The organism is Prevotella sp. RM4 (assembly GCF_000701965.1).
GTDB lineage: Bacteria > Bacteroidota > Bacteroidia > Bacteroidales > Bacteroidaceae > Prevotella > Prevotella ruminicola.
Genome location: NZ_JNKG01000016.1, coordinates 28,642 through 42,823 on the forward strand (window position 1 = coordinate 28,642; position 14,182 = coordinate 42,823).

The following is a 14,182-nucleotide window of genomic DNA, read 5'->3' on the forward strand; positions in this document are numbered from 1 at the left end:
CTTGGGAGTAAGGTGTGCCGTTATGGCATACCCTTCCCAATTGTTCTCTCTTCAGGGTCTTCTTGGTCGACTACCCGAACTTTGGAACACGAGGGAATCGGGTATGCTTTTTTATGTTCGGCGGATAACTAAGAAACAAGAGTAATAATTTCATAAAGTCGACCAACAATATGAGGAATAATATTAGAAATGTAATATAGGCTTTCGAGTCTTGAACATCCTTGATTAGGCTGAAGAAGCAGAATTAGGACCTCGGCAAACACATCAGTCAGACAAGGCAACGGATGTTCGCGCTCTCAAAATAGGGCGTGGACTGTAGGATTGTTGTCTGATGTGGGTAGTCCTAAACCTTGCTTCATTCAATCGTTCATCTCCACGCCCTTCTTTTCAAACGAAAAGGAGGGCATTTTCGTTTCTGGAAACTAAAATACAACGAGTATCTATGGATATTAAAGAATTTGCGCAAGAGCTAATCGATAACGTAAACATGTCAGTGGAGATGACTGGCAGTGATTACGACCAGGAACTTGCAACAAGTATCTTGGAGTATATGGAAGACAATGGTGAGGTGAATGCACCTGAAATTTGTTCTTTCCAGAAAACTCGTAGCCGTATTACTGCATACGACTATAATGATGAAGCAGAGTCGCTTGACTTGTTTTATTTGATGAAGGCCAACACGCTGTTGGGTAAAGTGAATAATGGTGATGTCCAGAAAGGTTTTAATTACTTGATGTCGTTTTACCGAGAGGCTATGAATGGTCAGCTTTTCAAAAACGAGGATGTTACATCAAGTGATGAAATAGTTGAAGTGGCCAAATTGGTACAGAGCACAAAAGGACAGATTAATCAGTTACGTATATATGTGATTACCGATGGCCTTACTGATCCTTCGGCAGTACCTGCTGCAGTAGAAAGTGAAGATGGTGACTATGTTATCGAGTATAATGTTTGGGACATGCAGCGTGTTTACCAGCAGCATAATATTCGTGCTGGCAAGGAAAAGGTTGAGATTGATTTCCCAACCACATATAATACAGAGCTGCAATGTTTAAAGATGAGCGAGCAGAATTTGTTTGTTGATGCTTACCTTGCCATTATTCCAGGTATTACTTTGGCAAAGATATATAAGCAATATCAGCAGGTTTTGCTTGAAAAGAACGTTCGTACATTCCTGCAGTTTAAGGGTAAAGTCAATAAAGAGATACGTAAAACTCTTCGTGAAAATCCAGATATGTTCTTCTCGTATAACAATGGTATTTCTACCACCGCTAGCGAGATAGAGACAAAAGAGATTGATGGTATGCTCTATATTACTAGACTGTATGATTGGCAGATTGTTAACGGAGGTCAGACTACTGCTTCGATAGCAGCTTCTCTTACAGATAAGGAGGTAGATCTGAATAAGGTGTTCGTGCCCATGAAGATTAGCGTGATTCGTGATGCTGAGCATGACGATGAGTTGATAAGATCCATTTCTATTTCGGCTAATAGTCAGACTGCAATTAAAAACTCTGATTTCTCTGCAAACGATCCTTATTTGGTTGATCTTGAGCGATTCAGTCGCTCAGAGTGGGTACCAAATGGTAATAACAAGCCATTCTGCAAGTGGTATTTTGAGCGTACTCGTGGCCAGTATCTCGACCAGTTAGCACAACTTAGTGGTGTTAATGAAAAGACGTTTAAGATAGAGTATCCTAAAAAACAAAAGATCACCAAGACGGATATTGCAAAATATGAGGCGGCATGGAAGCAAAGACCTTATGATGTTTGTTGGGGCGCAGAAAAGAACTACAAATCGTTTGTAGCAGAGATTAAGCGAGAAAAGCCAACTATTTCTGCAGCATACTTTAAGAAGATAATTGCTAAGGGTATCCTGTTTAACGCTATTGATGCATTAGTAAAAGCGCAGAATTTAGGAGGATACAAAGCTAATATGAATGCATACCTGATGTCCTCAATCTCTTTCCTTTCTGGTGGAAATCTTGACCTGACCTATATATGGGATAATCAAAAGGTTCAGGAAGAGGTACTTAATAAGGTTGATTCTTTAATTCCTTTGGTATGGGAACATATTACAGGAGGTGCTTCTGGTGGAAATCAATCGTCGAATGTTGGTGAATGGACAAAGAAGTCGGATTGTTGGAATAAGCTTAAGTTGAAACTTGGCGAGATAGAGAAGTTTGATGACGAGCTAATGCAGCCTGATACAAACGATGATGGCTCTTATTTGAACGAAACCCAGCAGAATCGTATTAAGGAAGCTGAGGCAATTGAGCCAAATTATTGGTTTGAGTTGGCTAATTGGGCAAAAAGAAACAATCAGCTTACTCCAATAGAGCGCAAAGCTGCATTTAATTTTGGTACAATGAAGTCGCGTAATCGCGGCATCACATCATTGAAACAGGCCTTATTTGCATTGAAGATTGTCGAGAAGGCTAAAGAACAAGGTTTTGAAGGTTAAAATGGATAAAAAAATTAAGAAGGTAAAATTTAAGTTTATTGATTTGTTTGCTGGCATTGGAGGTTTTCATACTGCAATGCACAGTGTTGGTGGTAAGTGTGTTTTCGCCAGTGAATGGGACAAAAATGCTCGAATATCTTATGAAGAGAACTATAAAAGCATAGACCCAGATTTATTCAAAAAAGACGAAAATGGAAACTATTTGTATTTTAATGGAGATATAACAGAAGCTGTCCCATCAGAAATACCTGATTTTGATGTATGTTGTGGTGGTTTCCCATGTCAACCGTTTTCTGTAGCAGGTTTAAGGAAAGGCTTTAATGATACTCGTGGTACTTTGTTTTTTAATATCGCAAATATCGTAAAAGAAAAGATCGCTGCGGGTGTACCGCCAAGAGTACTTTTCTTAGAAAATGTTAGAGGGCTAAAAAATCATAATAATGGTAATACGCTTAAAGTGATTCTTGCTACTCTTGATGAATTAGGATATGGTTATTCATATTGTGTCCTTAATGCTAAATATTTTGGAGTTCCTCAAAACCGTGAGCGTCTCTTTATTATAGCATGGTACAAAGAACTTGTAAAGGTTGATGAGTTTAAATTTCCACTCGGTATAGCCCCCAATGGCGACACTATTTATGATAAAGATAAACTTAAAGAGGGAACAGTGCCAACAAAAGTTTCTGATATATTTGAACCAGAAGAAACAATAGACCCCAAATATACAATTTCTGATCGTTTATGGGAAGGACATCAAAGGCGAAAGGAAAGAAATAGACAGAACGGAAAGGGATTCGGATATTCGTTGTTTAATGGTGATAGTATATATACCAGTACTATTTCTGCTCGCTATTATAAAGACGGCAGCGAGATATTGATAGATCAGTCTTATAAAGGTATGAATCCTCGAAAACTGACTCCTGTAGAAGCAGGTCGTTTACAGGGGTATAGAATAATCGGAAATGGATGGCAGAATCCGGAATGTGCAAATAACTCAAACTATAATATAGATAATCTTGAATATAGGATTGTGGTTTCCCAAAAAGAGGCGTACCATCAATTCGGTAATAGTGTAGCTATACCGGTTATTAAAAGACTATCAGAAGAAATCATTAAACAGTTAATGTAATATGGATGAACTAAGAAACCTGCAACAAATGTACAGCCTTGCTGCTGGCAGATTTAATCAGTATGAGGGAAAAGATTTTATTCTTCCTCAGGTTTTTAAGGATGAGGTTAAGGAGATTAACACTAACTCTATTACTTATAATGAGTATTCTGCTGTGATAGAGACAAAGGGAACTCAGACAGGTGTTCTCAACATTTATCTGCCCAATCAATGGTTTTATATTGCCTCATACTTTACTGATTTTTTTAATGAGCTGCAAAAGTACAAGAGATATGCTTTAAAAGTTTTCTCTAAGGATAGGCTGAAAGAATTGAATGGTTTGGAATTAACAGCAGAAGAGGAGATTCATATTTCAAGATTGGAATTAAGTGATCGGTCAAAAAGCTATCTAAAAAGATTTGTGACTGATTATGCGTGGTGGTATGGCGCAAAGACTATCGATAGAGGTGATTTCTATGTCTCTCCAATTTTGAGTAGTGCTCGTCTTGTTAATGCTTCTCAATCTTTTGTCGCAGATTTATGTGCATTTCTATCTGATAAAAAACATCTTGTTGATGCAATAATAAAAGGCGAGGAATGTCTGTCTTCTGTTGAATTGTTGCGTCAAAAGGCTGCTGCAACATTCCTTAAAAAAGCTATGTTTATCACCATAGAACAAGATGCTAACTTGGCTTGCTTAGAATCCCTAAATATGTATTCAAAGACATCTGTTCTACTGAAAATCAATGGATTTCCATTGGGGCGTGATTTTGAACAGTTACCAAATCGGATGGACGATGTTGATGTAAATGTCTTGTGGGTATATGATGATAAAAAATATGTTTTATATTTGGAGTGGACCCCAGAAATGATGGAGAGTCAATTTTTCCCGATGTTCAATAAAGCATATCAAGGTGTTCTACGGATGGAGAAGGATGTTACAGGAGAGTATGTCTTGTATCAAGAGAAAAAGATAAAAGCTTCTGCTAAGATTCTAAAAACATCCCCACTACAGCAGATTTTCTATGGTGCTCCTGGAACAGGTAAATCATTTGAGATTTGTTGTCTTACCAAAGGTAAAGAAGTAATCCGTACCACTTTCCATCCTGATAGCGATTACTCTACTTTTGTTGGCGCTTATAAGCCCACATCTATCGAAGTTCCTGTAAGAGATGTAACAGGTAAGGTGATCATTGAAGACGGCAAAAAGGTTACTGAAAATAGAATCGTGTACGAATTTGTTGAACAAGCTTTTTTACAGGCATATATTAAAGCCTGGAAAGCTTACGCAGCAGTAGAGGCTGTCGAGAAACCTACAGATCAATACTTGATAATTGAAGAGATTAATCGAGGTAATTGTGCGCAGATTTTCGGTGATTTATTCCAGCTTCTTGATAGAAACTCCGCAGGATTCTCTGATTATCCTATTACTGCAGATAAGGATATGAAAAAGCAATTGGCTAAGGCCTTTAAGGGTTTGACTATAGCTGATACTGAGAGAATAAATGCCATCTACGACAAGGATGTGATAAATGGTGTAATTAGTGGTGAAATATTATTGCTCCCAGATAACCTCTATATTTGGGCAACAATGAATACAAGTGACCAGAGCCTGTTCCCAATTGACTCCGCATTCAAACGTCGTTGGGATTGGAAATACGTGCCCATTTGTGAAGGCGTAAACGAAAGAGGAGAGAGGCTTGGTTTCAAGTTGAAGGTTGCAGGTAAAGAATATGATTGGTGGAACTTCTTGGAGAAGATAAATAATGAAATCGATGAGCAGACAAAGTCTGAGGATAAGAAGTTAGGCTACTTCTTCTGTAAGGCACACAATGGTGTGATAGATGCTGAGACATTTGTTTCGAAGGTGGTATTCTACCTATGGAATGACGTGTTTAAGGATCAGGATGTGACTAGCATATTTAATGATGGTGATGAAGAACTGACATTTAGCAAATTCTATTTTACAGATAATTTAGGTAGGCCGGTTGTTAATGAGGACAAAGTGGAAGTGTTCTTAAGTAATCTGGGATTAAAGCCTATTGAAGATGTAAGTGTTGAGGCTGATACAATCAATGAACAAACAGCTGAATAGTCGATGCGTATACTGATAGAAGAATATAAATATCAAGCCCAAGATGTGAAAGATACAATTCATGGTATTGACGCATTGGAGAACATTGAGGGTGAAGTGAGCGTTAATTATGTGGGTTATTATTTCAACCCACATCCAGATGTTTACGATTGTGTATTTATTCTTCCTAAGGTGCTACTTGAGGTTAAGGACGGTTGTGAGCTGGTATTCGGCCAATACCGTCCAGAGGACATTATCTGCATAAATGAGGATTCACCGCTAACAGAGGAACAAAAGAATTTTATCTATGATTTCTCTGTGTGGATTTATCGTGCGGTGGTGGTGTTCTATAATGACAAGCGCAACGACACTAGTATCGTTTATCATAGAAAAATGGCTCAGGTAAACAAGGGACGTAAACAACGTAATAATACGTTCCTTGACATTCTATTATCCATGATTCAGTTTAATGAGGATAACCGGCAATTCTTTATGTTTATCATTAAGAATATGCATGCAGGTTTTAATAAAATAAACTGGACTCGTACTATTGCTCGCACAAATGCTGTTGTACAAGATAATAGCGCCATCTATGTGAATCCTGTAAACAAGAAGCGACAGATAAACTTCGACGAAGAGTTACTTGTAATATTCTTCTCAATCCTTAATTATATTCATGAACACTACGGTTTCCCAGTAAACATCAACTGCAATTATGAGTTGATTAAAGGCCGCAAGTTCCAGAATTATCTGAATGGATATGGGAAGATACGTTTACATCAGATAAAGTATAAATACTTCTCTGATAAGGCTCTTCAGTTATGGAAACTTTGTTATGCATTCTTTGATAGGGCTAAGAATGTTACCATTGATATGGGGCAGAAGGATTATTTGCTGGTAAAGAACTTTAATATAGTATTTGAGGCAATCATTGACGAACTTGTTGGCGAAACGGGAGAAGTTCCTGCTGGCCTAAAGAAACAAGAGGATGGTAAAATGGTTGACCATATCTATACATATAAGGGACTTACCACTCACGAGGATGATAAGCCAATATATTACATAGGCGATTCAAAATACTATAAACGTGGCAATCCTATTGGTCGTGAATCAGTTGCTAAACAGTTTACTTATGCCCGAAATGTAATTCAGTGGAACCTAAACCTATTTATGAAGGGCGATGAGGATGATGAAGATTGGAAGAGTGATTGGAGTCAGTTCCGTGAAGTTCCTAAGTTGCGCGATGATATGACTGAGGGTTATAATATTATCCCCAATTTCTTTATCAGTGCTACGATGGAAGAGGACTTGAGCTATCGTGACACCATACATATAACAGAAAGAAGCAATAAATATTTTACCTCAGATCAGTTTAATAACCGACTCTTTGATCGTGACACGCTGCTTGTTTGCCATTATGATGTGAACTTTCTCTTTGTAGTATCTCTTTATGCACTTAATAACCGATCTAAAAAAGAGGGATGGAAAAGGAAAGTGCGTAAGATATTCCGTGAAGAAATACAAAAGATGTTGCAGCAGAACTATCAGTTTTATGCTATGCAATCTCATCCGGATGAAGATGGCGAACGATACATAAAAACTCACTTCCAAGATGTATTGGGAAAAATTTATAAACCTTACGGAACCACAGATTATTATTCGTTGGCTCTTGATAAGGCTGACGTTACTAATAATGAACGCCTGTTAGAAGAATTACGTAAGCATTTCTATGTGGTAGAATGTTCGCTTGGCGACAATCCTCAGGTAGTTATTGAAAGTGCAAAAACTGCAATGCCAGCTGAGATCAAGGAAAAACCAGAAGAGAGAAATATTCTTACAGGTCTCGTCAGAAAGGTTGATAGCAACAATAAATTGTATATGGAGCATAATGCTACCACATACATTATGGAACGTATTCCCAATAATGTGAATATTATGGATGTACGTTATTTCTTGCCAATGGTTAATGGCAATATTGATGGATATTATGAAGTAGAGAAGCTTACTTTTACGACTTATGATGGTAATCCAGCAATTAGACTGCGTTTAGGACGCTATATTCCATTGGGCGAAGAATGGGTTCAGGTATATCGCATCAAGATGCAACCTGGCGAGTTGATTTCATACGATTATACCCTAAAGATGTATAAAGGAGAAATATAATGGAGGACAGTTTAAGACAAAGAGAAAAGTCTCGTTTATTGAGAGTAACAATGCCTGATGGCGAGGTTATATGCTATAATCGCTCCTCTGAGACATTTATAGAGACACTTAGAAAACTTGGATCGGAGAACTATTCAAAAATTAATCTGATGGTAGCTGGTGTTCCGTTCTTTAGTAAAGAAATATATCCAAAGTTTAAGGATACAATGAAAGAACTGTGTGATGGCTGGTATGTTGTAATGACTGGTGGAACATCTGGTAGATATATACAGTTACGGTCAATTGCTCAGCAACTTGGAATTAATATGGAGGTTGAACTTGGTGATAATTTCATTACAACAAAAGCTAAAACAGAGCACACGCGCGCAAAGCGAGATGATAAACTGCTTGTAAAATTCCCAAGTGGAGAGTATGCTGCTGGAGAGAACCCTATTGATACACTTATTGATGCAATCTGGCAGATTGAACCAGAAAAAATTCTAAGAAAGGAGCTGGAATATAAAGGTAAACCAATTATTACTCTTTCAAAGAAATTTAATGGTCAGGTACAGGTGGGGAAGAATTATTGGCTTACTGTTCCTGGTACGACGAAAGAAAAGTACAAAATGCTCAGCATCATCAATTTAATGATGAAATTAGGTTTGGAAATAACTTTAATATAACTTATGTTATATGGATAAACTCTCACCTGAACAACGGCACAAGAATATGGCGGCGATTCGTGGGAAAGACACGAAGCCGGAGATTATTGTGCGAAAAGGGTTGTGGAGTAGGGGATTCCGCTATCGGTTAAACCATAAACGGTTGCCTGGAAGGCCGGATATCGTGCTGAGGAAATATCGTACTTGTATTTTTGTGAACGGGTGTTTTTGGCATGGACACAATGTGGCGCTGCCACAAGTGAATAGTGAAGAACTAATAGTGAATAGTGAGTGCTGTAAGATTCCGAAGAGTAATAGGGATTTCTGGGTGGCGAAGATTCGCAGAAATAAAGAACGGGATAAGGAGAAGCAACGCGAACTGGCCAAGATGGGATGGCACTGCATTACGGTTTGGGAATGTGAGTTGAAACCATCGAAACGGGAAGAAACACTTGACTCATTGGCTTTTACACTGAACCACATTTGGCTTCAAGACCACAGTTTGAAGAATGCGGCTTATCCAACCATCGATGCGGAGAGTAACCATTTGCTAACGGCGGCTGAAGACATAAAAAAAGGGGAATGAGCATCGCTGCTGATTCCTCTGTGATAATTATAACTAATAAAACCCAATTCTTTCTCGCATCACTGCGAAAATAGAATGAACATAATCATTAAAATGAATTTCATTACCATTCATTTAACAATCAACGTGGCAAAGGTAATAAGAATTTGGAAAACGACCAAAAAAACGCCAGTAAAAAATTACTGGCGGCGGAATTCGATGGTTTTGGGCAGTTTTTGCCATTTACCTTTGAAGGGCACCTTTAGGGCGCTACCTGACTCTTGCTTGAGGATGAATACTGAATCGCCCTTGGCGGTGAGGGTGGCGGTGAGATCCTCGCTGCCGTAATCGTTGATCATCTGCAGCGTGGCCTTGTGGCCCTTAACCTCGGCATCGGTGATGACCCAGGCAAACGAGTTGAAACGCTTACTGAGATAGCCGGGCACCTGGCCAAACAAATCCTGCCCGGGTACGGTAACATCTTGTTGGTAAAAATTAATACGCATCACAATATCAAGTTCCTTATTTATAAGGTACGCGCGAAAGGGGCCTTGGGTGTTCTGCGCACTGGCCGTAATACTGGCCAAACACAGCAGGGCTGAAACTATTAACTTGTTCATATTACAACACTTATACGTTTTTTAGACCGCAAAGATACTAATCTATATCATCTTTTAAACGTTTACGCTGAAAAAAATAACAAAAAGATTGGTGATTTAATAATTTTTTAATTATCTTTGCGCCAAATTAGTTAGTATAACATGGCAAAGGAACGATTTACACCTGATTATATTTTTGAGTCGAGTTGGGAGGTTTGCAACAAGGTGGGCGGTATCTATACCGTACTTTCGACACGTGCTAAAACTTTGCAACAGGTTCTGAAAGATAAAATCATATTTATTGGTCCTGATTTCTGGAAAGAGCAGGAGAGTCCTTACTTTAGGGAGGACAACAGCTTGCTGGCCGAGTGGCAGTGGGCTGCGAAAGAGCAGGGCCTGAAGGTTAGGGTGGGAAGATGGACCGTACCCGGCGAACCGATTGCTATTCTGGTGGATTTTAACCCGTATTTTGAGAAGAAAAACGAAATATATGGCTGGTTGTGGGAACACTACCAGGTGGACTCGTTGCATGCCTATGGCGACTATGATGAGGCTTCGATGTTCTCGTATGCAGCAGCTCTCGTTGTAGAGAGCTTCTACAAGCACAGCCTGAAGCCCGAACAGAAGGTGATTTACCACGCTAACGAGTGGATGTGCGGACTGGGACTGCTGTACCTGAACAACAAGCTGCCACAGATTGGTACGGTGTTTACGACCCATGCTACGAGCATTGGAAGATCGATTGCCGGCAACCAGAAGCCGCTGTACGACTACCTGTTTGCCTATAATGGCGACCAGATGGCGGGCGAACTGAACATGCAGAGCAAACACAGTATTGAGAAGCAGACTGCACACTATGCCGACTGCTTTACCACGGTGAGCGACATTACGGCTAAGGAGTGCGTGGAGCTGCTGGATAAGCCGGTGGACGTGGTGCTGCCAAATGGTTTTGATAATAGTTTTGTGCCCGCCACAGCGCAGGCTTTTGCCCGCAAGCGTAAGGCTGCACGCAAAAAAATGCTGCAGGTGGCAAATGCGCTGCTTGGCGAGGAACTGGACGACGACACGCTGCTGATTTCGACTTCGGGACGATACGAGTTCCGCAATAAGGGTATCGACGTGTTTGTTGAGGCTATGAACCGACTGCTGCGCGATCGCGACTTGAAAAAGAAGGTGGTGGCATTTATCGAGGTGCCCGGTTGGGTAGGAGAGCCTCGTAAGGACCTGCAAGAGAGACTTGCTACATTAAACATTCTTTGCAAGCAAAGCGAACAAGTTCGAGCGAAACATGAAACATTAAACATTAAGCAAGCCACCAACAGCGAACAGCCATCATTTAACACTCCTCTGGAGGTGCCGATGGTGACACACTGGCTGCACAACATGAGTCACGACAACGTGCTGAGCATGCTGAAATACTACGATATGCACAACCGTAAGGATGAGAACGTGAAGGTGATTTTCCTGCCTTGCTATCTGGACGGTAATGATGGTATCGTGAACATGACCTACTACGATGTGGTGCTGGGCAACGACCTGTGCATCTATCCATCGTACTACGAGCCCTGGGGTTATACCCCACTGGAGGCAATAGCCTTTAAGGTGCCTTGTATCACTACCGATCTGGCTGGATTCGGACTGTGGGCCAACACGGTGTTCGGTCACGACGGACAGCTGGAGGATGGTGTGAAGGTGATTCACCGCACGGATTACAACTATAGCGAAGTGGCCGATAATATCAAAGATACGGTGGCTGAGTTCTCGAACATGACTAAAAAGCAGATTGAGACTTGCCGCAAGAATGCTGAAGCCCTCTCGGAGAAGGCTCTCTGGACTCACTTTATCGAGTACTACTACGAAGCGTACGATATCGCGCTGCGCAAGGCGCAGGCGCGAGTACATTAAACATTAAACATTAATGATTAAACATTATTGTTAGAAAGATTAAAGAAGAATTCAAATAAAATTTGAGAGATTATGAAAATTAAAGCTGATTATGCAAATGCTCCAATGTGGAAGGATTTGACCGTGAAGTCGAGTCTTCCTGAAGAACTGAAGTGTTTGGACGAGATTGCCCACAACATGTGGTGGGTATGGAACTACGAGGCTCGCGACTTGTTCCGCGACCTGGACCCTGAGCTTTATCATGAGGTAAAACACAACCCAGTTATGCTGCTTGAGCGACTGAGTTTTGCCCGTAAAGAGCAAATTGTAAAGGATAAGGCGCTGATGAAGCGCATTAAGAGCGTTTACACCTTGTTCCGTAAGTATATCGACGTTGAACCCGACAAGAAGCGCCCATCGGTGGCTTACTTCTGTATGGAGTACGGTATCCACTCTGCCCTGAAGATCTACTCGGGTGGTCTGGGTATGCTGGCTGGTGACTACGTGAAGGAGGCTTCGGACTCGAACGTGGATATGTGTGCCGTTGGTTTCCTGTACCGTTTTGGTTACTTTACACAGAGTCTCTCGATGGAGGGACAGCAGGTGGCCAACTACGAGGCACAGAACTTTAGCAACCTGCCTATCGAGCGCCAGCTTGACAAGGATGGTAGCCCCATGGTGATTGATGTGCCTTACACCAACTACCAGGTTCACGCTTATGTTTGGCGTGTAAACGTGGGTCGTGTAAAGCTGTACCTGCTGGATACTGATAACGAGATGAACTCGGAGTTTGACAAGCCTATCACCCACAGCCTGTATGGTGGCGACTGGGAGAACCGCTTGAAGCAGGAGATTCTGCTGGGTATCGGTGGTATGCTGCTGCTGAAGAAGCTGGGCATTAAGAAGGATATCTACCACTGTAACGAGGGACACGCTGCTCTGTGTAACCTGCAGCGCCTGTGCGACTATATCGACGAGGGTTTGACCTTTAACCAGGCTCTGGAGCTGGTTCGTGCCAGCGGTCTCTACACCGTTCACACACCAGTACCTGCCGGTCACGACTACTTCGACGAGGGTCTGTTTGGCAAGTACATGGGCGGTTACCCACAGAAGCTGGGTATCTCGTGGGACGAGTTCATCGGCATGGGTCGTATCAATCCTAACGACCACAGCGAGCGTTTCTGCATGAGTACATTTGCCTGCAACACCTGTCAGGAGGTTAACGGTGTATCAATGCTGCACGGCTGGGTAAGCCAGAAGATGTTTGCACCTATCTGGGCCGGCTACTATCCCGAGGAGAACCACGTAGGTTATGTTACCAACGGTGTTCACTTCCCCACATGGTGTGCTACCGAGTGGCGTAAGGTGTATGCCAAGTACTTCGATGCTAAGCACATGAGTGATCAGAGCAACGAGGAAATCTGGCATGGTATCTACAACTGTCCTGATGAGGAGGTTTGGGCCACACGTATGGCACTGAAGAACAAGCTGTTTGACTATATCAAGGAGCAGTTCCGCGAGAAGTGGCTGAAGAACCAGGGCGATCCTTCGCGTGTGGTTTCACTGCTCGAGGGTATGAATCCTAACGCACTGGTAATCGGTTTCTGCCGCCGCTTTGCTACTTACAAGCGTGCACACCTGCTGTTTACCAACCTGGAGCGCTTGAGCAAGATTGTGAACGATCCTGAGCACCCAGTAATCTTCCTGTTTGCTGGTAAGGCTCACCCAGCTGATGGTGCCGGTCAGGGCTTGATCCAGCGCATCTACGAGATTTCGCAGCGTGATGAGTTCCTGGGCAAGATCATCTTCCTGGAGGACTACGACTTCCTGCTGGCCCGCCGCTTGGTATCGGGTGTAGATATCTGGATGAACACTCCTACACGTCCGCTGGAGGCATCGGGTACATCGGGCGAGAAGGCCGAGATGAACGGTGTAGTAAACCTCTCAGTAAAAGACGGTTGGTGGCTTGAGGGCTATCGCGAGGGTGCCGGTTGGGCTCTTACCGAGAAGCGTACCTACCAGAACCAGGGCTACCAGGACAACCTGGATGCTGCTACCATCTACCACCTGCTGGAGAACGAGATTATCCCATTGTACTACGATAAGGATAAGAAGACTGGCCTGTCGAAGGGTTGGGTGAAGGTAATCAAGAACTCGATTGCACAGATTGCACCTCACTACACCATGAAGCGACAGCTTGACGACTACTACGAGAAGTTCTACAACAAGCAGGCTAAGCGCTTTAAGGCTCTGAGCAAGGACAACAACAAGCTGGCCAAGGAACTGGCACAGTGGAAGGAGACCGTAGCTGAGCGCTGGGATGCCATCCGCGTGGTTAGCGCCGAGTGGGATTATCCTGCTGCCGGTATCGAGACTGCACAGAAGTACACCATCCGCTACGTGATTGACGAGCAGGGACTGGAGGATGCTGTAGCACTCGAGAAGGTGAACGTACATATTAATAAGGAGGGCGAGGAGCGTATCTTCTCGATCGAGCCACTGAAGATGGTGGGCCACGAGGGTAACAACTATATCTTTGAGGCTACACTGGCTCCACATCAGGCTGGACAGTTCAAGAGCGCCATCCGTATGTATCCTAAGCATAAGGAGCTGCCTCACCGTCAGGACTTCTGCTACATTAAGTGGCTGGAGCTGCCTGCACACACCGTGTAATTACATTGGTA

General features: G+C 42.3%; 9 protein-coding genes. 8 read left to right on the forward strand and 1 reads right to left on the reverse strand.

Annotated elements, in window-relative coordinates:
* Nucleotides 1-442: 442 nt before the first annotated feature.
* Genes T499_RS0112905 through T499_RS0112930 form a run of 6 tightly spaced genes read left to right on the forward strand, consistent with a single transcriptional unit; the run spans nt 443 to nt 9,036 of the window.
* Nucleotides 443-2,464: an AIPR family protein gene (locus T499_RS0112905; protein WP_033151320.1), complete on the forward strand. Its 2,022-nt coding sequence runs from the start codon at nt 443-445 to the stop codon at nt 2,462-2,464.
* A 1-nt stretch (nt 2,465) separates the two neighbouring features.
* A complete protein-coding gene (gene dcm / locus T499_RS0112910) occupies nt 2,466-3,593 on the forward strand; it encodes a DNA (cytosine-5-)-methyltransferase (RefSeq protein WP_232221107.1) in 1,128 nt (375 codons plus the stop codon).
* A gap of 1 nt (nt 3,594) precedes the next feature.
* The gene (locus T499_RS14350; RefSeq protein WP_052173748.1) at nt 3,595-5,667 is read left to right on the forward strand and encodes an AAA family ATPase; all 2,073 of its coding nucleotides are present in this window, start codon (nt 3,595-3,597) and stop codon (nt 5,665-5,667) included.
* Nucleotides 5,668-5,670: 3 nt separating this feature from the next.
* Nucleotides 5,671-7,809 (forward strand): LlaJI family restriction endonuclease, encoded by a 2,139-nt coding sequence (locus T499_RS0112920; RefSeq protein ID WP_033151321.1) that lies wholly within the window; start codon nt 5,671-5,673, stop codon nt 7,807-7,809.
* On the forward strand, nt 7,809-8,471 hold the full coding sequence (locus T499_RS0112925; protein WP_033151322.1) for a hypothetical protein: 663 nt from the start codon (nt 7,809-7,811) through the stop codon (nt 8,469-8,471). Before T499_RS0112920 ends, T499_RS0112925 begins: the two co-directional genes overlap by 1 nt.
* Nucleotides 8,472-8,481: 10 nt before the next feature.
* Nucleotides 8,482-9,036, forward strand: a complete 555-nt coding sequence (locus T499_RS0112930) for a very short patch repair endonuclease (RefSeq protein WP_033151323.1) — start codon at nt 8,482-8,484, stop codon at nt 9,034-9,036.
* A 179-nt stretch (nt 9,037-9,215) separates the two neighbouring features.
* Here T499_RS0112930 and T499_RS0112935 read toward each other — a convergent pair whose 3' ends face one another.
* Nucleotides 9,216-9,635: a hypothetical protein gene (locus T499_RS0112935; protein ID WP_033151324.1), complete on the reverse strand. Its 420-nt coding sequence runs from the start codon at nt 9,633-9,635 to the stop codon at nt 9,216-9,218.
* Nucleotides 9,636-9,776: 141 nt separating this feature from the next.
* Here T499_RS0112935 and T499_RS0112940 point away from each other — a divergent pair, with 141 nt between their 5' ends.
* Together T499_RS0112940 and glgP are read left to right on the forward strand one after the other, a co-directional pair.
* The gene (locus T499_RS0112940) at nt 9,777-11,519 is read left to right on the forward strand and encodes a glycogen/starch synthase (protein ID WP_033151325.1); all 1,743 of its coding nucleotides are present in this window, start codon (nt 9,777-9,779) and stop codon (nt 11,517-11,519) included.
* 72 nt (nt 11,520-11,591) lie between these two features.
* Nucleotides 11,592-14,171, forward strand: a complete 2,580-nt coding sequence (gene glgP, locus T499_RS0112945; protein WP_033151326.1) for an alpha-glucan family phosphorylase — start codon at nt 11,592-11,594, stop codon at nt 14,169-14,171.
* The last annotated feature ends 11 nt before the right edge of the window (nt 14,172-14,182 follow it).